Source organism: Kribbella sp. NPDC051936 (assembly GCF_040680955.1).
GTDB lineage: Bacteria > Actinomycetota > Actinomycetes > Propionibacteriales > Kribbellaceae > Kribbella.
The window spans coordinates 81,930-102,433 of record NZ_JBFAXS010000012.1 but is presented as its reverse complement, the minus strand read 5'-3'; the positions used below and the strand labels follow the sequence as shown (position 1 = coordinate 102,433).

The following is a 20,504-nucleotide window of genomic DNA, read 5'->3' as shown; positions in this document are numbered from 1 at the left end:
ATGCGACGTCGTACTTTCCTCGGGGTCACCGCGGCGCTGGGCCTGGCGGGCTGCGGCTACCGCTCCGTGGACGCGATCTACTCCCAGCCGGCCGGCGAGGTGCCCAAGCAGTACGCGAACCGGACCCGGGTCGTGTTCTGGTCGCCGTACGGCGGCGTGAACGGCAAGGCGGTCGACAAGCTCGTTGCCAAGTTCAACGACTCTCAAGCCGACGTCTACGTCGAGGTGCAGTTCCAGGGCAGCTACGACGACGTCGCGCAGAAGGTCGCGGCCGCGCTGGTCGCGAAGCAGGCGCCCGACCTCGCCGTCCTGTCCGACGTCACCTGGGAACGGTTCTTCCTGAACGAGGCGCTCGAGCCGCTGAACGGCTACTTCAACGACGGGTTCGGACCTGGCGTCTACCAGGAGAAGCTGTTCGGCGAGTACGTCGTGAAGGGGCAGAGCTGGGCGGTGCCGTTCGCCCGCAGTACGCCGATCATGTACTACAACCGGGACGCGTTCGCGAAGGCCGGGCTGCCGGACCGGGTGCCGCGGACCTGGAGCGAGCTGCGGTCCTGGGTGCCCGAGCTGGCCAGGGTGCAGTCCGGCGGGCGGTCGCTGCGGACGATCGCGTTCGCGAAGATCGACGGCGACTGGCAGTTCCAGGGCAATGTGTGGCAGTTCGGCGGCGCGTACTCGAAGGGCCTCGACGTCACGATCGACGAGGCCGGAGCGGTCGCGGCCGGCGAGTGGCAGCGCGAGATGGTGCACGAGCTCGGGGCGGCGTACATGGCGAGCAGCCCGAGCACGGACTTCGCGAACGGCCTGGTCGGCGTGATCCAGGAGTCGACCGGCGGTATGAAGACCATCACCAACAAGGCGAAGTTCAAGGTAGGCGCCGGGTTCATCCCGTCCGAGGTCGCGGCCGGGATCGCCACCGGCGGCGGCGGGATCGGGATGCTGCGGAACATTTCCGCCGAACGGAAACAGGCCGCGGCGACTTTCCTGCAGTTCCTGGCCACGCCGGAGAACTCGGCCTGGTGGACGACGCAGACCGGCTACCTGCCGGTGGTGAACAAGGCGCGTGAGGACGCCGAGCTGAAGAAGCTGATCGCGGAGCAGCCCAACTACGGTGTCGCGATCGCGCAGCTGGAGAATGCCCGGCAGCAGGACGCGATCCGGCTGTACGGGCGGAACGCGAACGTCCAGATCTACACCGGGCTGCAGCAGATCTACGCCGACAACGCGCAGCCGAAGAAGGTGTTCGCCTCGGTCGCGCGCCGGCTCGAGGCGATCGGCGACGAGGTCCAACGGCTCTACGAGGAGAAGGTTCTGTGATCATCACCGGCCACCGGGGCTCGCTCGGGACGGAACCGGAGAACACGCTGCGCTCGTTCCGGCGGGCGGTCGCGGACGGCTGCGACGAGATCGAGCTCGACCTGCGGGTGAGTGCGGACGGCGAGCTCGTGATCATGCACGACGCCACCGTCGACCGCACCACCTCCGGGACGGGGGAGGTGGCCTCGCTGACGCTGGCCGAGCTGCGGGCGCTCGACGCGGGCCTCGGCGAGCAGGTGCCGACCTGGGCGGAGGCGGTCGCCGCGATCGACGTCCGGTTCCAGGCGGAGGTGAAGGCGGAGGCCGCCGTACCGCTGCTCGCGCAGTCGCTGAAGGCGGACCGGGCGCTGGCCGAGCGGACCCTGGTCACGTCGTTCCACCCGGAGATCCTGCTCGCGGTCCGGGAGGCGTTCCCGGACGTGACGACCGGGCACATCTTCGGCCGGACGCCGGAGATCGCGGAGGTCGTCGCCCGCACCCGCGCGGCCGGCGCTTCGTGGGCGCTCTGCGGCATCGCCGGGCTGACCGCGGAGGGCGTCGCCGAGATCCACGCGGCCGGCCTGCTGGCCACCGCGTGGCCGGTCCCCGACGCGGCCACCCTCGCCGAAGCCACCGCCCTGGGCGTCGACGGCATCACCACCGACCACCCCCACCTCCTCCCCACCTCCTCCCGCGACTGATCCGACCACCCCCACTTTGAGCACCCGTCAACCGTCCTGAGTGTCTCGAAACGGTTGACCGGTGCTCAAAGTCGCGGCGATGCGAGGTGGGTCACATGATCCAACGTGCGAATTTGTTCTTCCGTGGAACATAAATGTGTGATTGCCTTGTCCGCATGGGAATCAGCATCGGTGTGGCCGGGGCCGGCCAGTTCGCTCCTTCGTTCCTGCGGCTGTGGTCCGCGCACCCGGACGTGTCCGAGGTGCGGCTGACCGACGTCATCGCGGAGCGCACGGCGGAGATGGCCGCCAAGCAGGGCATCACAGTGACGCACGCGTCGTTCGAGGAGATGCTCGAGTCGGACCTGGACGCGGTCGCGATCTTCACCCAGCGCTGGCTGCACGGCGAGATGGCGATCAAGGCGCTCGAGGCCGGCAAGCACGTGTACTCGACGGTCCCGATGGCGATCGAGGCCGACCAGATCGCGCGCATCATCGAGCTGGTCAAGGAGACCGGGCTCACCTACATGATGGGTGAGACCAGCTACTACTACCCGTCCTCGGTGTACTGCCGGCAGAAGCTCGCCGACGGCGCGTTCGGCCGGGTGTTCTACAGCGAGGGCGACTACGTCCACGACATGGACCTCGGGTTCTACGCGGCGTACCAGTACTCCGGCGGCGACGACTGGAAGAAGACCGCGTCGTTCCCGCCGATGCTCTACCCGACGCATGCCGTCGGCAACGTTCTCTCGGTGACCGGCCAGCACGCCACGCACGTGTCGGCGATCGGCGTCAAGGACGACCGCGGCGACGGTGTGTTCGACAAGGACGTCAGCCAGTTCGACAACGACTTCTCGAACGCGACCGCGCTGTTCAAGCTCGCCGACGGCGGCATCATGCGGACCAACGAGATGCGCCGCGTCGGGTACCCGTCGCACATCCGCGAGTCGCGGCTGCGGGTGTTCGGCACCGAGGGCAGCTTCGAGCAACTCGCCACCACGACGCTGTGGCAGAACAAGGAAGGCGTCGAGGACGTCTCGCAGCTGATGGAGACCAAGCCGACGGGCGACGACGCCGACCTCGAGAACGTCGACCCCGCGCTGCGCGACGCGTTCCGGTCCGGCCTGTCCCCGGTCCACGACCGCTCCCGCCTGCCGGAGGAGTTCGCCGGCCTGCACAACGGCCACGAGGGCTCCCACCACTTCCTCGCCGACGACTTCGTCCGCGCGGTCGCCGACAAGACCCTCCCGCCCATCAACGCCTGGGTCTCCGCCCGCTACACCCTCCCCGGCATCTACGCCCACCAGTCCGCCCTCCAGGGCGGCGTACAGCTGGAAATCCCCGACCACGGCGACGCCCCCGCGTAGGCCCGACGAAGGGGGTGGGGCGACAGTCACGTGAGCAGCAGATCTGCGATCTGCTGCTCACGCCTGGCGACATAGCCAGCTGCGACAGTCTCGAGGTCATCCCCGAATGGATATTTGATGGCCCCAGCGAGCGCGTCGATGGCCGCCTGACCTTCAAGTGACGTCTCAGCTCCAACCAATCGAAGCGCCTGACCACACGGATCCTCTGGTGCCGGCGGAAGCTTCTCTACGTCGAATGATCCGTCGCTGCGGAACACAAGAAAAACTTCATCGCCGATGCCGAGGTCATCGGCCTCGAGAAAACGCTTGATGCTGCCGTACGCCGGCTGATGGTTCTTCCATGAGAACTTCTGGGGACCAAGGCGGCTCGGCAGCTCGGCGGTGTTCCCTGGGGACAGTCCGACGATGGTCGCGATGGCGGTGGAGGCACCCCAACCACTTCCACGGAGGTGATCACGGGTAACCGTCGTTCGATGCAACCAGTCCTCGCCGCGACGGTAGTAGCTTTGCACCTTAGCTGGATTCTTTCCGCCGGCGGTCCGAATTGATTCGGAGCGCACAATTCCGTTGCGCACTTCGTACGGCGCGCTCCCGGCATAGACGCTGACGGACGCTGGGGAGACGCCGAAGCGTTCAACCAATGACTCGACGATGGCTGCCAGCGGTAGGTCTCCGCCTGCCTGTTCGAGCAGCTTCGCGATCTCGGTGCGGATATTGCTGTAGCCTTCCATACCCCACGCCGTCAGAGCCCAGTGTTCGACATCGACCTTGTGGAATCGCGCGTCTGAGTTCAGTTGGTTCCGGAGGCTACCCAGAGATCCGCGGTTCGCTCGTTCATACAGCACTTCGAGCGTCAGCGGACCTCCCTCGATGGAGAGCACAGCAGCAGCAACGTCCCCCACCGAGCTAGTGCGCAGCAGGACGAAACCATCCCGAACGTCATACCCGAGGTGTTCGAGCCAGTCGGTCAGCCAAGGCAGGGCGCCAGGCTCACCGGAGCCGACCAGACCGACATCGGCGAGTCTGACCACGCCGAAGTCGTCGGCGAGTTCGTCGAGGTAGACCGCTGTCTCGCGCTTGGCGGCGTCCAGGCTCGGTTCGGCACACCAGCCGTCGGCGATCTCGTAGGAATCATCGAGGATGTCGATCACCCGCCACGCGGGCTGGCCGACGCTCTCCACTGTGCGGGCGAGCGCAGGAATCTCCGTCAGCAGTTCCTTCAACGGGCGAACGCCGCGGACCTCGCTGCGTACGACGGCAGCGACCTGGCCCGCCGGCGTTCCTTCGGCCACGACCTCGTACAACTTCGCCCGAGCCTTGGACTCCAGCTGGCGAACTCGTTCTCGTGTCACTCCGAACTCTTGCCCGAGCTGCTCCAGTCGCATCGGCTGCCAGGCGAACAGGCGTCGAGCCAAGATGACGCGGAACCGGTCGTCCATCCCAAGGATCGCCTGTTCGAGCACCTCCGCCACGTCAGCACTCGAAGGTGGTGCGACGCCGGCAGCCGAAAGCGAGAGAACGCGCTCACGAGCTACGACGATCTCCTTTGGCGTCCCAAGAGCAAGCGGCGCCAGGACCCCGCGGTCGTCTCGTCCCAGCAGCAGGTTCCATTCGGCTAGGGCCTCGATGTCGTCGATGAGGCCGCCAAGCAATGCTGCCGGTGCGGCGGGTTCCACGAGTGTGGTGGTGTCGTTGGCCAACGATGCCTGCGGCGACGAGGTCGACCGGTCAGCTAGGTTCCGGAGCACGTCGCGTACGGTTCCGATCCCGGCATTTCGGTAGGCAAGCAGATCTCCGACGCATACGTCGGCCAAGTCGCTGGTCGTCAGCTTTCGTTCGCGGTGGAGGACGTTATAGGCCCGCACGGTCAGGTCGAGGTCCTCGATCGGAACGTCCATTGGTATTCCTGGGAAGACCTCGCCGATGGGCCACTTCTCCAAGTGATTGATCGCGAGGGAGACGACGGAGTTGAGGACGCGTCGCCGATCCAGGCTCTGCGCGTCGTCCATCACCGCATCACGCCACGACTCCAGAGCGTCGTCCCCGGACAGATCGCCGCGAAGCCAGGGAAAGGCGTCCGACCAAACTCGTGGGTGCGTGTCGACAAACTCGAGCTCATGCATCATGCCCGCCTTCAACGTCCGGTCGGAGCGATTTGTCGACGGCCGCGTCGTCAACCATCTCGGCGACGATGACTGAGTACTGGATATGGTCACGCTTGCGTCGAACGGATTTGTCGGGAACCCGCAAGGAGATCATCCCGACAATCTTGTCGGGGGGGACGGCCTCGTTCTCGCTCGTCTCGTCTTGGTCCGCGACCAACGAGATGACGAGCACTCCGCGGGTTGGACTAGCGCCTAGAACGGGTATGTCCTGTCCAGCCGGCACAGCCTCTGCGGCTCGAAGATTGCGCTTGTTCTCACCGGTGAAGTCAATGCGGGGAAGCTCGCGGCGCTTCCGCTTCCAGATCGGCGCTGCGTCTTCCAGCTCTTCGAAGACGTGCGTGCGACCGCTCCCTCTGCGCTGCGGCCAGACGATTGCCCAATCCTTGATGCGCTCCTTCTCCGTCGCCGTAGTGATGAACGCCTTCAGGGGGTCGATGACAGTCGCGTAGTCCTCGTGCCACTGCAGCTTGTCGAGATAGGTGAGGAACTCGGCTGCATCGATCAGCCCAACCTTCGCTTCCTGCTCTTTGGTCTTCTTGTCGTCGTCTTGGTACTTCAAGGTCGCGTCGTTGGTTGCCCTCTGCAGCAATGGAAGGATCACGCCCGTCAGGTTCTGCCTATGCTCCTTAGCTCCCCGTTTCGGGATCGACGACAGCTGGTGAAAGGCCCCCACCGAGGCTCGTGACTTCACTACCGCGTTGAACATCTTGTTTCGAGCTGTTGGTTTCAGCCACGGCAGGTGCTGGCTGACCAGTGGCGGGATTTGTCGCGGTTCGACGATCGGTTTCCCGTCCTCGTCGAAGCCTTCGTACTTCGCTAGCTCGTCTCGGAAAGCCTCCTCGTCGAGCAGGAGGGCCTCGAACGCTTCATAGAGGTCGACGACCTTGTCGCGCCGGATGTACAGCCGGACCAGGTCGCGGTAGCCCTCGCGGAAACCAAACCATCGGCCGGCCTGCATCAGCGTGTCGGCCTGCCCAGCCTTGCGGCGGAAGAAGGACACCGTTAGGCCCTCGACGGTGAACCCTCGGCTGAGCTTCGCGCCGCCGATGAGGATTCGCCAGACCCGTTTCGCGTCGAAGTCGAGCGACTCTTGCTGATCCTGAACCGCCTTGTCGGAGTTGACGATGAGGACAGGATCTGAGCCCACGCTGTCCATCTCAGCCACGGCCTGGGCCACGAAGGGCCTCACATCGTCGAAATCGGCAGGTACTGGCTCGCCGTTGGCGCGAGCCTTCATCACCGGGAGCAGGTCGTTGTCGAAGAGCTTGCGCAGCCGCCGGAGGCCCTCACCCGAGGTGAACCTCCCGGTGTTCCAGAGCGCGCGAACGACCACCGCAGACTCGGACTGCGTCTTGTTCGTCAGTTCCTCGTGGACGAGCATCGTATGGTGGCGGTAAGTCCGTCCGGTCTTCGACTCTCGGTACTTCTTGATGGCTCCGCTGAGCACCCAGGAGTCGAGCGCTTCACGCAGTTCCGCCTTGCGTAGGTCCGGGTCTCGGTCTGGGTCACCTTGGATCGCGCGTGCGTACGCCAGCTCATTGGAGGTCGCGACCGTCTTCTCGACGTTCTCCCAGTCGGGATCGACGTCGTGGAACTCCTGAACCCCCATGTACTCGTCGGGTCGGGGAAGGGACAGTACGAAGTCCGACGGGAACAGGTTGCGTTCATCGTCGGGGTCGATGAACACGTTCGCGAACGGCGTCGCGGTGTACCCGACGTACTGCGCCCGGGGGACGATCTCCATCAGTTGCGTGATGAGTTTGTTGATCGTCGTCCGGTCACGGGACTTCGCCGGATCCTTGGTGTTGACCGATGCGAGATCGGACTCGTCGTCGATGATCAGCGCGGGGAGCTCGTCGAGCATCGTTCGCAAGGGCTGGAGATCCCTGATCAGCTTCTTGAGCGGCGCTGAGTTCTTCTTCACGATGACCACGTAGGCGTCGGTGTGGAAGAGGTTCTCGGGCGCGTTCAGCGGCCTGGTCTTGTCGTGCCGCTCGTAGCGAAGCTGCGACATCCCCTGGGGCAGGCTCTTGTAGTCGTTGTGATGTGTCGTCACGCGGCGTATCCGGGCGACGCCCGGCTGGTTGAGTGCCTGCTCCTGGTGTTCAACGAATCTACTAGCCAGCCAGTCCTCGTCCTGCTGGTAGTCGAGGCCCTTCGCCACCTCTGGGTCTGACGGGTCCTGGCCGGCGAGGACGTTCTCGACCCCCATCAGCTCCATGTCGATGCGGCGCTGGGTCTGGGAGCGGAGGATCTCGATCGTGCCGGTCATGACGACGACCAGCCGGTAGCCGGCGTCGACGGCCTTGGCGATGACACCGGTGAAGTTCGCGGTCTTGCCGCTCTGCACATAGCCGACGACAAGGCCCTTGGTTTGCTTGATCTCGCTGCGCGTCGGGTCGCTGAGCCGCTCGATGACCGAGTTCGTGCTCCGATCGAGCGTGGTGATCGACGAAGCCGGCCACTTCTTCACCTCGGCGAGGTACTTCTCGTAGTCGTCCCAGTAGAGCGAGCTCCGCTGCGGCCTAGCCTCGTCGTACCACGGTTCGAATTCCTTGCTGATGACGATCGTGGTTTCCTGATGGACCGGAATGACGACCCGGATCGCGCTCTCGGCCTCGGCAGACAGTCCGAGGGCGGCCACTACCGCAAGTCGTCGCGCGATCGTCCCGGAGCCGGTCTCGGCGCCTTGTGGATCGAGCAGTACGACCTCGTCGCTGCCGTCCCACTTCGCGAAGGCGAGTCGGAGCGCGATGAAGGCGTTGTCGTTGACGGGCGCTGTCTGGATGAAGTCGACTAGGTCAGCCTCGGAGACCTCTCCGCCGAACATGGCTAGGGCCGGGAGGAGCGGCCTTGGCGCCTGCTCGGCGAAGCCTTGTAGCAGATTTCGCAGCGGCATCGCCCACGCCGGCGACGTCCAGTCCTGTGGAATGGTCATGAATGCTCCGCATCAGTGGTGACGAGACCCGACAACGGCTCGGGCAGGCCGCAGGGGGTGAAGTAGGTCAGGTCGACGCTGTAGGCGAGGTTGGCGACCGTCTTGAAGTTGGGAATCGCGGCCGCGAGACGCGCTGAAGTCAAGGCCGGGAACAGATCGTCGACGTCGAAAGCCTGCGGCGTGTTTCGCTTGGTCCAGAACATGCTGTAGAGGTCGACGTGAGCGTCGTCCCATCCCACCGCCTCAAGGCTCGCGTCGACAGCTGGGCGGTAGCCGCCTGCTCTTCTTCGAACGCGAGAAACCAGCTGGCCGAGCGTCAGGCCAACGTCATGGCTGGCCCGCGTCAGTTGAACGGAGACCAGGCTGAGCGGTGTGTTCCGCACCGGTTCGAGTTGGGTGAACCCGTGCATCATGTGCTTGCGGTGCTCGCTTGACGTCGTCTTGACCTCCAGATGGATCCCCGGCAGGACGAAGTCATGCTCTTCGGACCGCGGGCCCTGCCACGACTCCGTCGCGGCACCAGGACCGATCTTCTCGATCAGGTGCTCGAGCACTAGGAGCTCGCCGAAGAGCCCTAGCTCCTGCTCCGTCGTGAGACCCGCCTGGCCGGCGAAGAGATCACGGTGCTTCCTGATCGAGATGGCAACCGCGGAGGCGAGTGGCTCGTGGTGCAGTTGCAGCTGATCGGCCACACTCGTGAGCAGGCCGTACGCGCCGTGCAGGTTGTCCGCGACCGACACAGTCAGTTGTGCGAGTTCCTCCCCATCGGACATGACTGGCTGGAAGGTGATATTGCGCCACTTAGCGACGTCTGGTTCTGGCGGGGTGAAGGCCGTGATCAACGTGATCGTTCCGTTGAGCGGATGCACGTCGAGCCGGCACTCTGGTTCTCCCGAGAGCGGGAGGACCACCGGATGGCCGCCCGACCAGACGAGATCGACATTTTCGACGGTCAGATGACGCGCGTCCTGAGCCTGTCCAGAACCACTAAACACAGGGTTTTCAGTCACCGCGGATCGCCTCCTCGGCCTCGACCGCGGTGCTCAGGATGGCGCTCCAAAGCGCAATGTTGTCCTTGTCCTTCGGGCCGAGATGGGCGCCCTCGAAGACGGTGTGGGTCAATAGGAAGAGCAGTGCCTTCAGCATGGGAGCGTCGTTCAGACTCCCGCGCTCCGGAGCGAACAGGTAGCGGTAGCGAGCGTTGAGCCAGAGCGTGCTGTTGCCGAAGTCAACGTCGATGAAGTCTCCCTCCGGCAGCCGCTTCCACTGGATGCTGAGCGCGTCGGAATGGCGCAGCGGCAGTTCGGCCGCGATCGATTTCCGCAGTTTCGGGCCGAAGCCCTTTTCCGGGGTGATGACCGGCTGACGCCTGCTGATCCGACGGTTTCCCTCGACGTAGGCGGATTCGGCGTCCTTCAGGTACGTGTCGAAGGTGGTGCCGTCCGCGGCATTCGCATGCGCCAGCGCGTCGCGGAACAGCGGTTCGAAGCGGAGGCCGGCCTTCTCGGGATTCATGGTCAGCAGCGAACCGATCGCGGTCTCGTCATCGAGAACGACGCGGGCGAGCTGGCGGTGCGCCGAGGAGTTGGCAACCTCTGACCAGCCACCCACTTGCAAAAGTCGGTCGCGTCTGTAGATATAGAATCCCTGGAGGCTTCCGCCCGTCTTGCCGCTGATCCGGAAGCCTGGAATGTCCACCTTCGGCGGCCAGATGTGGCACTGAAGAACGACGCGCTGGTCGCCGGACTGCGCCACGATGTCCTTGGGATAGCCCGGTCGTCCCGAAGCGGCATACCCGAACGGGTCGATTGCCCGAACCGGGGTGCCGATTGCCTCGTCGGCGTACTCGACATCGTCAACGACGATCTCGATGTCGAGAATCTCCTTCGCGATCAGGCGATGGAAGGTCACGCCAAGATGCGACCGAAGGCTTCGCTCGGCGTTCGACAACCACATGCGGGCCTCGTCGGCGTTGGTGCCGCGGTAGGTGCCTCGCAGATCGGTCCACACCACAGAGGTGCCGCTGCCCATACCCGTAACTCGTTTGCGGTGGACTGCGGCTGCAGCTGCTGTGTGCTCGGACAGCACCTCGCAGGAGAAGTCTTTGGAGAAGTCAGCACGCCGAATGCGGCGGCCCACAGGCGCCATGTCGTGCGTCGATGACCAAACGGTCAGAGTGTCCGCGTGCCCGAAGGAGGCAGCCTTGAGTCCGATGCCGAAGTGACCCAGGTCGTGGTCGGCGTACTCGCGCTGATGCCCGAGCGTCATTGCCTTGTCGGCTGCTCTCGCATCCATGCCGCTGCCGTTGTCGATGACCTCGACTTGCACGAGCTGATCAGCGGTAGTCAAGAGCTGGACGACCACCTTGGACGCTCCAGCATCGAGGCAGTTGTCGACGAGGTCGGCAACCGCAGACTCGAGCGTGTGGTGGGCCCCCAGACTCTTCACCAGACTCGCATCCGGCTGGAGGGTGATGGTTTCGACGACATCGAAGTCGCTCACGGCCGAACCCCCTTATTCGACCAACAGCGTGCGAGCGGATGAACCGCTTGTGGCTGAGCCAGACCGCCTAGCCGCCCCTTGGGCAACTCGAACCTAACCCTCATGCATCCCCCCAACTGGATTCCCAGATGGCAAATCAGCGCTCGATCCATTGATGGCGCCGAGCAGTTGTGTGCTTGAGCCGAGGGTGCCCACGGCACCCTCGGTCACTCTCCGTGTGACGTATCGGAGAACAGGCCTGCGTCGTTACACTCAGTCGCCGGATTCTCTGTGATGACTCGGCGGACGGTGAGCCGCCGGCCGAGGCTACGTGTCGAGATTAAGGTTCTGGCTCCGACGTTGCGTCCGTCTGGATGACGTGAGCCGGCATGAGGAGCCGGCTGGGATGGAGTGGATGCACTATGGGGCTTGACCTGTTCGCCGGGATCTCTGTCGGCAACTACGACCGGGCTGTCGACTGGTACTCGAAACTGCTCGGTAGTCCACCTAGTTTTCTGCCGAACGATGTCGAGGCGGTGTGGGAGCTGGGGGAGCACCAGTTCCTGTACATCGAGGTGGTGCCGGAGCATGCGGGGCATGCCCAGCACACGCTGTTCGTCGAGGACTTCGACGGCACCCTGAAAGGGATCGCCGAGCGTGGTCTGGAGCCGGCGGTGCGGGAGACGTACGAGAACGGTGTGCGGCATGCGACGTTCTTCGACCCGGACGGGAACGAGGTCTCGTACGGCGGGGCGCCGGTCGGCTAGGGCTCGCGGTCGGCGCGGTAGTGGTAGAGGTCCGGCAGGAAGTTCTCCAGGTTGCCGATCTCCTCGACGTGGTGGCGGATCCAGGCGGACAGCTTGGGGCCGGGGAACGCGCGCTTGTGGGCGGTCCGGTTGAGGAACAGACGGGCCAGCGGTGTGGTGTCGCCGATCGTCAGGTGGGTCGTGTAGCGGCACCCTGAACTGGTGCGGGTGAACTCGTTCTCGAGTCGGACCATCGAGCTGCCGAGCATCCGCTTGCTGATCACGGCGCACTGGCTGTCGACGGTCTCGACCATGACCTCCAGGTCGAGCAGCATCGCCGGGTCACGCCCCAGTGCTTCCTTGATGTGCAGCCGGGCGCCCGGTTCGATCCGGCCGGGTGTGGTCGCCTCGTACGAGATGTGGTCGAGCGGGTGCCAGACCAGGTACCGCGGCCAGGTCGTGCCGGCGTACCGCATGTCGCCCTGCACGTGGGTGTACCACCACGCGAGCATCTCGGGTGTGACTTGCTCGAGTGGTGAGTGCGTGATGGTGACGAGGGTGCGGCTCTCGTCGGACGAGGTGGAGACGGCCGCGGATTCCAGTGGACGCAACGGCCACAGGACGGGGCGTGGCGCAGGCAGTTCCATTCTTCCCTTGGTGCCCGGCGCCGAGGGGGTCAAACAGGGACGGCGATGCGGTCCAGATCGCTCCACGGCAGCACCCGTACGGCGACCGTCGTCCGGCCTTCGAGCTCGGCCCGCAACAGCCGATGGACGCCGTCGAGGATCGTGACCCGGTCGTCCGGCCGGCGTACGACGTCGAGCGGATGCCGGAGATCGGCGGCCAAGGTCCGCGCGTACTGCTCCTGGTACCTGACCGGTGCGGCGGCGACCTGGCGCGGCGTGACCTGGAACGGCCGGCCGTCGTACGCCCAGAACGGGAGGTCCAGGTGATCGGCCAGGTCGGCCACCTGGAGCGAGACCGAGGGCAGGTCGAGGGCGTGCAACAGCTCGAGGTCCCAGTGGAAGTCCAGGATGTACCTCCGCAGTTCAGCGGGTACGGCGAGCGGGAACGGGCGCCGGGTCATTCGTAGATGCGGCGCAGGCGTAGCGTCATCGAGTTCTCGATGTGCCGGGTCATCGCGGATTCGGCGGCGACGGGATCGCCGGACGTGATCGCCTCGACCAGCATGCGGTGTTCGGTCAGGACCTCCGGGCCGATGTCGCGGTCGTAGTGCAGCCGGAAGATGTGCAGGTGGCAGTGGGTCCGCTCGAAGGCCAGCCGAACCTGCTCGCTGCCGGACAACGACGTGATCAGCGAGTGGAACCGGTTGTCGTGCGCGGTCAGCGACTTGTAGCCGGCGTAGTCGATCGACGTCGGCTCGACCGCGTTGGAGAGCTCGGCGCGCAGCCGTTCCGCACCCTCGGGGGAGATCAGCTCGGCCGCCCGCCGGGCGGCCCAGGGCTCGAGCAGCAGCCGGAACCGGTAGAGGTCGTCGAACTCCTCGAGCGAGAGCAGCGGCGTCGCGCGATACCCCTTCAGCGGCTCCTTGACCGCCAGCCCTTCCGACTCCAGCCGGGCCAGGGCCTCCCGCACCGGCGTCGACGACACCTGGAACTCCCGGGCCAGTCCGTCGATCGAGATCCGCGCCCCGGGCCGGATGACGTGGTCCATCAGCATCGTCTTGATGGCCTCGTACACGTCGTCGGCGAGCATCTGCCGGCGCAGCAGCCGCCGGTCCACCGGTGCCACGGACTCGCTCATCTGGTGTCTCCGGAATCTGGTCGCGGGCTTGACCCCACCGGTCAGGTTTCGGCAGGGTAACACTGGTAATCATGCATCATGCACGATTCTGACCCCAGCAAGCCAGGGAAGGCGCGAATGGTGAGGTTCGAACAGATCGGCGTCCTGCCCGAGCCCGGTGACAACGTCGCGATCGCCTCCCGCCGGCTGGAGGCCGGGACCGAGGTCGAGCTCGACGGTGCGACGATCACGCTGCCGCACACCGTCCTCGAGGGACACCGGTTCGTGGTCGCGCCGGTCGCCACCGGCGCCGCGCTGACCTCGTGGAACACCGCGTTCGCGCGGGCGTCCCGGGACCTCGTCCCGGGCGACTACGTCTGTACGCCGACCAGCCTCGCCGCGGTCACCGCCCGCGGCGTGGACGGACTGCCGGGGGAGCCGAGCGCGACCAACCAGCCGCTCGACCCGTTCGAGCTGGACGAGTCGGCGCTGCACTTCGGCGCCCAGGTGACCAGCGTCGAGCAGCCCGGCACCTTCCTGGGCTACCCCCGTGCGCAGGGCCCGGCCGGGACGCGGAACCACGTCGTACTGCTGGCCACCAGCTCGCGGAGCAGCGGGTTCGTCACCGAGCTCGCCCGGCGCTTCGACGGCGCGGCCGCCGGCGACGGCGTCGTACCGGTGGCACACACCGAGGGCGGCGAGGACGAGGTTCCGAACAACCTGCACTTCCTGCTCGCCACGCTGGCCGGCTTCACAGTGAACCCGAACGTCGGCGCAGTCCTGGTCGTCGACACCGAGGGCGACGTGGTGTCCGGCGAGGCGATCAAGAACTTCATGGCAGAGCACGGTTACCCGTCGATCAAGGTGCCGCACGCGTACTTCACCCGGGCGGGCGGCTTCGAGCACGACCTGACCGCGGCCGGTGCGCTGATCGAGCCGTGGCTGCCGGTCGTCGACGCGCAGCAGCGCGAGGAGGTCCCGCTCGCGGATCTCAAGATCGCCCTGCAGTGCGGTGGCTCCGACGCCTTCTCCGGCATCTCGGCCAACCCGCTCGCGGGTCAGGTCAGCGCCGAGGTCATCCGGCACGGCGGGACGGCGGTCCTCGCGGAGACCGACGAGCTCATCGGCGCCGAGCCGTACGTGCTGAAGAACGTCCGCGACCTCGCGACCGCCAAACGCTTCCTGGCCACGATCAAGTCGTTCAAGGAACGCGTCGGCTGGCACGGCCACACCGCGGAGGGCAACCCGTCCGGCGGCAACGTGTACCGCGGGCTCTACAACATCGTGCTGAAGTCGATCGGCGCCGCCCGCAAGCTGCCGCGCGAGGTCCGGCTCGACCACGTCATCGACTACGGCGAACCGCTGCCCGGCGACGGCTACGTCTTCATGGACAGCCCCGGCAACGACCTCGAGTCGGTGGCCGGCCAGATCGGCAGCGGCTGCAACCTGATCTTCTTCACCACTGGCAACGGGTCGATCACCAACTTCCCGTTCGTGCCGACGCTGAAGTTCGTCACCACGAGCGCCAGGTACGAGCGGCTGCACGCCGAGATGGACGTCGACGCCGGCAAGTACCTGACCGGTACGTCGATGGCGGATCTGACCGCGGAGACCTTCGACCTGGTCGTCCGCGTTGCCTCGGGTGAGAAGAGCGCAGGCGAGCGGGCCGGCCACAGCCAGGTGTCGATCTGGCGGAACTGGAAGCAGACCGGCCCGCGCGAAGGTATCTCGATCACCACGGACGGCCGGATGAGCCGCAAGCTCGCCGACCTGCCGAGCGAGGACCGCGACGCACCGCTCGACGGCCTGCCGCACCGCGGCCTGACCTCCGACGGCCGCACGCGGACCGAGCTCCTCGAGGTCGACGACCGGCTGGTCCCCGAGGCCGTCGGCCTGATCCTGCCGACCAGCCTCTGCTCCGGCCAGATCGCGCTGCGCATCGCGGCCCAGGCGGAGCTGGAGAAATGGGCCGGTGACGCCGTCACCCGGATGGTCGCGCTCCCGCACACCGAAGGGTGCGGCAGCAGCGGCGGCGCGTCCGAGGAGACGTTCGCGCGGATCATGCTCGGCTACCTCCTGCACCCGAACACCCGCATGGCGCTGCTCCTCGAGCACGGCTGCGAGAAGACCCACAACGACTACTTCCGGTCCCGGCTGGTCGAGGCCGGGGCGGATCCGTCCCGCTTCGGCTGGGCGAGCATCCAGGCCGACGGCGGCCTCGACGCGGTCGGCGGCAAGGTCAAGGACTGGTTCAGCGGCTTCCGGATCCCGGCGCCGGTCGCGCGGGACGGCGACCTCGGCGCGCTCACGATCGGGCTGGAGGCGCGCGGCCCGCTCTCGGACGCGACCGCCGAGGCGCTGGCGCTGGCCGGCCGCGAGATCGTGGGCTCCGGCGGTTCCGTCGTACTGTCGTCGCGTGGCGCGTTGCCGGCCCACGACGGCTTCCGTACGGCGGCGTTCGGGTCGACGGACCCGGTCGGCCCGACGATCGCGCACGGGCAGCGGCTCGCCGAGCCGGGGTGGCACGTGATGCGGATGCCGGGCACGGACTGGATGGAGACCGCGACCGGGTTCGGCGCGACGGGTGTCCAGCAGATCCTCGCGCACGTCGCCGGCGGCACGCTGTCGGCGCAGCGGTTCGTGCCGGTCGTCGAGTTCAGCAACGACCCGGAGACGGTCGCGACGTACGGCGACGACCTGGACGCGGTGGCCACCGGCGACGCGGCCGAGCAGGCGCGGACCGCGCTCGACACGATCGCCGCCGTCGCCTCCCGCCGGCTCGTCCCCAAGGCAGTTGCCTCCGGCAACGTAGGTTTCCAGATCACCCGCGGTCTGCTCGGTACGTCGATGTAGCTGTGCTTTTTGAATGAGAGGCCCTTCCATGCACTTGGTCCGTTATCTGTCCCCGGTCGACGGCCGCCCGATCCCCGGTGTGCGCACCGGGGACACGGTGGCGTCGCTGCAGGGCGTCAACACGTTCGCCGAACTGCTCCGGCTCCCGCTCGCCGAGTTGCAGGCGGAGGTGGACAAGGTCGGCGAGACGCTTCCCGTCGACGGACTGACGTTCCTGCCGCCGCTCGACGGCCGCGGTGAGGTGTGGTGCGCCGGCGTCACGTACGAGCGGTCGCGTGGGGCCCGGATGGAGGAGAGCAGCGAGCAGTCGGTGTACGACAAGGTCTACACCGCCGACCGGCCCGAGCTGTTCCAGAAGGCGCCGGCCTGGCGCGTGGTCGTGGACGGAGAGCCGGTCGGCATCCGCTCCGACTCCGGCCACGACGTCCCCGAGCCGGAGCTGGCCGTCGTCGCGAACAGCCACGGCGAGATCGTCGGCTTCACGGTCTGCAACGACATGAGCTCGCGGTCGATCGAAGGCGTGAATCCGCTGTACGTACCGCAGGCGAAGCTGTTCGCGGGCGGCTGTGCGCTGGCGTCCGGGATCCGCCCGGCGTGGGAGGTCGCGAACCCGAAGGCGCTCACCATCGACCTGGTGATCCGCCGCGGCGACGCGGAGGTGTTCCGCGGTACGACGTCCACCGAGAAGCTGGTGCGCGAGCTGCAGGACCTGATCGACGCCCTGTTCCTGCCGAACGACTTCCCGGACGGCGTGGTCCTCGCGACCGGCACCGGGATCGTGCCGGAGCTGGACTTCGCGCTGGCCGCGGGTGACGTCATCACGATCACCATCGACGAGGTCGGCACGCTGACCAACACCGTCGCCGCCGGCAAGGAACCGTTCGGGTTCCTGGCCACCGACAACCTGGAAGGAACGCGATGACCCAGGACACCACGCCTGCCGAGCTCGAGCAGGCGCTCGCGGCGGCCACCGCCGCCGCACCCGCCTTCGGCACGGCCGCGCCGGCGGTCCGGGCCGGTTGGATCCGCGCCGTCGCGGACGCGCTGGACGCGGCGGCCGGTGAGCTGGTGCCGATTGCGATGCGGGAGTCGTCGCTGCCCGAGGCGCGGCTGACCGGCGAGGTCGCCCGCAGCACCGGCCAGCTGCGGATGTTCGCCGATGTCCTCGAAGAGGGGTCGCTGCTCGAGGTCGTGATCGACACCAAGGACCCGCAGGCCAAGCCGGTGCCGCGGCCGGATCTGCGCCGCGTGCTGGTGCCGCTCGGTCCCGTGCTGGTCTTCGCCGCCAGCAACTTCCCGTTCGCATTCAGCGTCTGCGGCGGCGACACCGCGTCGGCGCTCGCCGCGGGCTGCCCGGTGATCGTCAAGGCGCACCCGGGTCACCCCGAGCTGTCCGTCCGCACCGCCGAGGTGATGATCGAGGCGCTGACGGCGGCCGGTGCGCCCGAGGGAACGCTCGGCCTGATCTCCGGCTTCGACGTCGGCGTCACGGCACTGAAGGACCCGCGAATCACCGCCGCCGGCTTCACCGGCTCGGTCCCGGCCGGCAAGGCCCTGCACGAGATCGCGGTGACCCGCCCGGAGCCGATCCCGTTCTACGGCGAGCTCGGCAGCCTGAACCCGGTGTTCGTCACCCAGGCCGCGATCGATGCCCGGGGCAAGGACATCGCCACCGGGTACGTCGGTTCGTTCACCCTCGGCGTCGGCCAGTTCTGCACCAAGCCGGGGCTGCTGTTCCTCCCGGCCGGCCACGGCCTGCAGGAGCAGCTCGTCGAGGCCGTCGGCGGCGTCGCCCAGGCGCCGATGCTGAACGACCGCATCAAGGACGGCTTCACCTCCGGCCTCGACCGGCTGGAGAAGGTGGACGGCGTCCGCGTGCTGGCGTCCGGCGGTGCGACGCTCCTGCAGACCACCGTCGCCGAGCTCCTGGCCCGCCGCGACGAGATCCTCGAGGAGTGCTTCGGCCCGGTCTCGATCGTGGTGGAGTACGGCGACCGCGACGAACTCGTCCAGGCGCTCGAGGCGTTCGAAGGCAACCTGACCGCGACGCTGCACGCTGAGGACTCGGATGCCGACCTGGCCCGGGAACTCCTGCCGCTGCTGACCGCCCGCGCGGGACGCGTGCTGTGGAACGGCTGGCCGACCGGCGTCGCCGTGTCGTGGGCCCAGCACCACGGCGGCCCGTTCCCGTCGAGCGTCGGCTCGATCCACACCAGCGTCGGCGTGACGGCGGCTCGGCGGTTCCAGCGCCCGGTCGCGTACCAGGACGCTCCGGACGCGGTGCTGCCCGACGTACTGAAGGACTCGAACCCGGCCGGGATCAGCCGGCGGGTGAACGGAACCGTGACCACAGGCGAGGTGTCGCGATGACTGATGTGCCCCCGACGAACGACCCGGCCGAGGGCGACGTCCTGGCCGGCGAAGCGGCCCCGGCCTCGACCGGCCGGCGGAGTTTCGACCACTGGTTCGGTGAGCACGGCCGCAACGGCTTCATCCACCGGTCCTGGATGAAGTCGCAGGGCTTCTCCGAGGAAGCCTTCGACGGGCGCCCGGTGATCGGGATCTGCAACACCTGGTCCGAGTTGACGCCGTGCAACGCGCACCTGCGCCGGCTCGCGGACTCGGTGAAGCGCGGGGTCTGGCAGGCCGGCGGGTTCCCGCTGGAGTTCCCGGTGATGTCGCTCGGCGAGACACTGCTGCGGCCGACCGCGATGCTGTTCCGCAACCTGCTGAGCATGGACGTCGAGGAGTCGCTGCGCGGGAACCCGCTCGACGGCGTGGTGCTGCTGACCGGCTGCGACAAGACGACGCCCGGCTCGATCATGGGCGCCGCGAGTGTCGACCTGCCGACGATCGTCGTCACCGGCGGCCCCATGTTGAACGGTAAATTCCGCGGCTGCGACATCGGCTCCGGTACGGCGGTCTGGCGGTTCACGCAGGACCTCAACGCCGGCCGGATGTCGGCCGAGGACTTCGCGGCGGCCGAGGCGGGCCAGTCCCGCAGCAACGGCCACTGCATGACGATGGGCACGGCATCCACGATGGCCTGCATGGCCGAGGCGCTCGGCCTGCAGCTGACCGGATCCGCGGCGATCCCCGCGGTCGACTCGCGCCGCTACGTGATCGCGCAGAAGTCCGGGCAGCGGATCGTCGAGATGGTCAAGGAAGACCTGAAGATCAGCGACATACTCACCCGGGACGCGTTCGCCAACGCGGTCCGCGCGAACGCGGCGATCGGCGGTTCGACGAACTTCGTCATCCACCTGCTCGCGATCGCCGGCCGGGTCGGCGTCGACGTGAGCCTCGACGACATCGACGAGTGGGCGCGCGGCGTCCCGTGGCTGGTCGACCTGCAGCCCTCGGGCAAGTACCTGATGGAGGACTTCTACTACGCCGGCGGCCTGCCCGCGGTGCTGAAGGAGATCCTGCCGCTGCTCAAGCCGGACGCGATCACGGTCACCGGAAAGACGATCGGCGAGAACGTCGCGAACGCCGAGCGGATCGAGGCGGTGTACCCGGGCGCGGCGCCCGGCAGCGAGACGTACGCCGTCATCCGCCCGGTCGGCGACCCGCTCGGCAGCGGCGCGGGAACCGCCGTACTGAAGGGGAATCTGGCCCCCGACGGTGCGGTCATCAAGCAGTCGGCCGCGTCCGAGCGGTTGTCGCGGCACCGCGGCAAGGCGCTGGTGTTCAGCAGCATCGAGGAGTACGACAAAGCGGTCGAGGACCCGGATCTCGACGTCGACGAGGACACCGTGCTGGTGCTGCAGAACGCCGGGCCGCGCGGGTACCCGGGGATGCCCGAGGTCGGCAACATGACGATCCCGCGCAAGCTCGCCGAGATCGGCGTCGACGACATGGTGCGGATCTCGGACGCGCGGATGAGCGGTACGGCGTACGGGACCGTGGTCCTGCACGTCACGCCCGAGGCCGCCGTGGGCGGGCCGTTGGCGCTCGTGCGGACCGGGGACTGGATCGAGCTCGACGTACCGGCGCGGCGGCTGCACCTCGACGTACCGGACGAGGAGCTGGAGAAGCGCCGGGCGGACTGGCAGCCGCCGGCGCCGCCGTCGGACCGCGGCTGGGCCCGCCTCTACGTCGATCACGTGACCCAGGCCAACCAGGGCTGCGACCTCGACTTCCTCATCGGCCGCACCGGCTCCGCCGTAGCCCGCCAGAGCCACTGATGTCCTGGGGACCTTTTGAAGCGGTACGAGGGTTGCGGCCTGCGGGGA

The 20,504-nt window shown here is 67.3% G+C and carries 16 protein-coding genes; 9 read left to right on the top strand and 7 right to left on the bottom strand.

Annotated elements, in window-relative coordinates; translation table 11 throughout:
- The 3 genes from AB0L64_RS36465 to AB0L64_RS36455 all read left to right on the top strand — a co-directional run bounded on the left by AB0L64_RS36465 (position 1) and on the right by AB0L64_RS36455 (position 3,343).
- On the top strand, positions 1–1,317 hold the full coding sequence (locus tag AB0L64_RS36465; RefSeq protein ID WP_363717545.1) for an ABC transporter substrate-binding protein: 1,317 nt from the start codon (positions 1–3) through the stop codon (positions 1,315–1,317).
- Positions 1,314–1,997 carry a glycerophosphodiester phosphodiesterase family protein gene (locus tag AB0L64_RS36460; RefSeq protein WP_363717544.1) on the top strand — a complete coding sequence of 228 codons (684 nt, stop codon included), beginning with the start codon at positions 1,314–1,316 and terminating at the stop codon, positions 1,995–1,997. The genes AB0L64_RS36465 and AB0L64_RS36460 overlap by 4 nt, the downstream gene beginning before the upstream one ends.
- Before the next feature lie 155 nt (positions 1,998–2,152).
- A complete protein-coding gene (locus AB0L64_RS36455) occupies positions 2,153–3,343 on the top strand; it encodes a Gfo/Idh/MocA family oxidoreductase (RefSeq protein ID WP_363717543.1) in 1,191 nt (396 codons plus the stop codon).
- Positions 3,344–3,369: 26 nt separating this feature from the next.
- On the opposite strand, the gene AB0L64_RS36450 is transcribed toward AB0L64_RS36455, so the two are convergent.
- The gene (locus tag AB0L64_RS36450) at positions 3,370–5,469 is read right to left on the bottom strand and encodes a sigma factor-like helix-turn-helix DNA-binding protein (protein ID WP_363717542.1); all 2,100 of its coding nucleotides are present in this window, start codon (positions 5,467–5,469) and stop codon (positions 3,370–3,372) included.
- On the bottom strand, positions 5,459–7,117 hold the full coding sequence (locus AB0L64_RS36445; protein ID WP_363717713.1) for a Z1 domain-containing protein: 1,659 nt from the start codon (positions 7,115–7,117) through the stop codon (positions 5,459–5,461). Before AB0L64_RS36445 ends, AB0L64_RS36450 begins: the two co-directional genes overlap by 11 nt.
- Before the next feature lie 610 nt (positions 7,118–7,727).
- Here AB0L64_RS36445 and AB0L64_RS36440 point away from each other — a divergent pair.
- Positions 7,728–7,799: a hypothetical protein gene (locus tag AB0L64_RS36440; RefSeq protein WP_363717712.1), complete on the top strand. Its 72-nt coding sequence runs from the start codon at positions 7,728–7,730 to the stop codon at positions 7,797–7,799.
- A 643-nt stretch (positions 7,800–8,442) separates the two neighbouring features.
- On the opposite strand, the gene AB0L64_RS36435 is transcribed toward AB0L64_RS36440, so the two are convergent.
- Together AB0L64_RS36435 and AB0L64_RS36430 are read right to left on the bottom strand one after the other, a co-directional pair.
- Positions 8,443–9,456, bottom strand: coding sequence for a PD-(D/E)XK motif protein (locus tag AB0L64_RS36435; RefSeq protein WP_363717541.1), 1,014 nt, complete (start codon positions 9,454–9,456; stop codon positions 8,443–8,445).
- A complete protein-coding gene (locus AB0L64_RS36430; protein ID WP_363717540.1) occupies positions 9,449–10,948 on the bottom strand; it encodes an ATP-binding protein in 1,500 nt (499 codons plus the stop codon). The genes AB0L64_RS36435 and AB0L64_RS36430 overlap by 8 nt, the downstream gene beginning before the upstream one ends.
- Before the next feature lie 401 nt (positions 10,949–11,349).
- Between AB0L64_RS36430 and AB0L64_RS36425 the strand changes: the two genes are divergently transcribed.
- On the top strand, positions 11,350–11,694 hold the full coding sequence (locus AB0L64_RS36425; RefSeq protein ID WP_363717539.1) for a VOC family protein: 345 nt from the start codon (positions 11,350–11,352) through the stop codon (positions 11,692–11,694).
- Here AB0L64_RS36425 and AB0L64_RS36420 read toward each other — a convergent pair.
- Genes AB0L64_RS36420 through AB0L64_RS36410 form a run of 3 tightly spaced genes read right to left on the bottom strand, consistent with a single transcriptional unit; the run spans position 11,691 to position 13,437 of the window.
- A complete protein-coding gene (locus AB0L64_RS36420) occupies positions 11,691–12,320 on the bottom strand; it encodes a hypothetical protein (RefSeq protein ID WP_363717538.1) in 630 nt (209 codons plus the stop codon). The two genes, AB0L64_RS36425 and AB0L64_RS36420, sit on opposite strands and share 4 nt — an antisense overlap.
- Before the next feature lie 29 nt (positions 12,321–12,349).
- Positions 12,350–12,760, bottom strand: coding sequence for a hypothetical protein (locus tag AB0L64_RS36415; protein ID WP_363717537.1), 411 nt, complete (start codon positions 12,758–12,760; stop codon positions 12,350–12,352).
- Positions 12,757–13,437, bottom strand: coding sequence for a GntR family transcriptional regulator (locus AB0L64_RS36410; protein WP_363717536.1), 681 nt, complete (start codon positions 13,435–13,437; stop codon positions 12,757–12,759). Before AB0L64_RS36410 ends, AB0L64_RS36415 begins: the two co-directional genes overlap by 4 nt.
- Positions 13,438–13,554: 117 nt before the next feature.
- On the opposite strand from AB0L64_RS36410, the gene AB0L64_RS36405 reads away from it, so the two are divergent.
- The 4 genes from AB0L64_RS36405 to AB0L64_RS36390 are packed head-to-tail and all read left to right on the top strand — an operon-like array spanning position 13,555 to position 20,456.
- Positions 13,555–16,269: a UxaA family hydrolase gene (locus AB0L64_RS36405; protein ID WP_363717535.1), complete on the top strand. Its 2,715-nt coding sequence runs from the start codon at positions 13,555–13,557 to the stop codon at positions 16,267–16,269.
- Between the two features lie 28 nt (positions 16,270–16,297).
- Positions 16,298–17,191 (top strand): fumarylacetoacetate hydrolase family protein, encoded by an 894-nt coding sequence (locus AB0L64_RS36400; protein ID WP_363717534.1) that lies wholly within the window; start codon positions 16,298–16,300, stop codon positions 17,189–17,191.
- Positions 17,188–18,639 (top strand): aldehyde dehydrogenase (NADP(+)), encoded by a 1,452-nt coding sequence (locus tag AB0L64_RS36395; protein ID WP_363717533.1) that lies wholly within the window; start codon positions 17,188–17,190, stop codon positions 18,637–18,639. The genes AB0L64_RS36400 and AB0L64_RS36395 overlap by 4 nt, the downstream gene beginning before the upstream one ends.
- Complete coding sequence (locus AB0L64_RS36390) at positions 18,636–20,456, top strand: IlvD/Edd family dehydratase (RefSeq protein WP_363717532.1); 1,821 nt, start codon at positions 18,636–18,638, stop codon at positions 20,454–20,456. The genes AB0L64_RS36395 and AB0L64_RS36390 overlap by 4 nt, the downstream gene beginning before the upstream one ends.
- The last annotated feature ends 48 nt before the right edge of the window (positions 20,457–20,504 follow it).

Coding starts and splice junctions, on each gene's coding strand:
- AB0L64_RS36400 (WP_363717534.1), top strand. CDS start 16,298: ATGCACTTGGTCCGTTATCTGTCCCCGGTCGACGGCCGCCCGATCCCC.
- AB0L64_RS36405 (WP_363717535.1), top strand. CDS start 13,555: ATGGTGAGGTTCGAACAGATCGGCGTCCTGCCCGAGCCCGGTGACAAC.
- AB0L64_RS36445 (WP_363717713.1), bottom strand. CDS start 7,117: ATGGGGGTTCAGGAGTTCCACGACGTCGATCCCGACTGGGAGAACGTC.
- AB0L64_RS36390 (WP_363717532.1), top strand. CDS start 18,636: ATGACTGATGTGCCCCCGACGAACGACCCGGCCGAGGGCGACGTCCTG.
- AB0L64_RS36415 (WP_363717537.1), bottom strand. CDS start 12,760: ATGACCCGGCGCCCGTTCCCGCTCGCCGTACCCGCTGAACTGCGGAGG.
- AB0L64_RS36425 (WP_363717539.1), top strand. CDS start 11,350: ATGGGGCTTGACCTGTTCGCCGGGATCTCTGTCGGCAACTACGACCGG.
- AB0L64_RS36450 (WP_363717542.1), bottom strand. CDS start 5,469: ATGATGCATGAGCTCGAGTTTGTCGACACGCACCCACGAGTTTGGTCG.
- AB0L64_RS36465 (WP_363717545.1), top strand. CDS start 1: ATGCGACGTCGTACTTTCCTCGGGGTCACCGCGGCGCTGGGCCTGGCG.
- AB0L64_RS36420 (WP_363717538.1), bottom strand. CDS start 12,320: ATGGAACTGCCTGCGCCACGCCCCGTCCTGTGGCCGTTGCGTCCACTG.
- AB0L64_RS36410 (WP_363717536.1), bottom strand. CDS start 13,437: ATGAGCGAGTCCGTGGCACCGGTGGACCGGCGGCTGCTGCGCCGGCAG.
- AB0L64_RS36395 (WP_363717533.1), top strand. CDS start 17,188: ATGACCCAGGACACCACGCCTGCCGAGCTCGAGCAGGCGCTCGCGGCG.
- AB0L64_RS36455 (WP_363717543.1), top strand. CDS start 2,153: ATGGGAATCAGCATCGGTGTGGCCGGGGCCGGCCAGTTCGCTCCTTCG.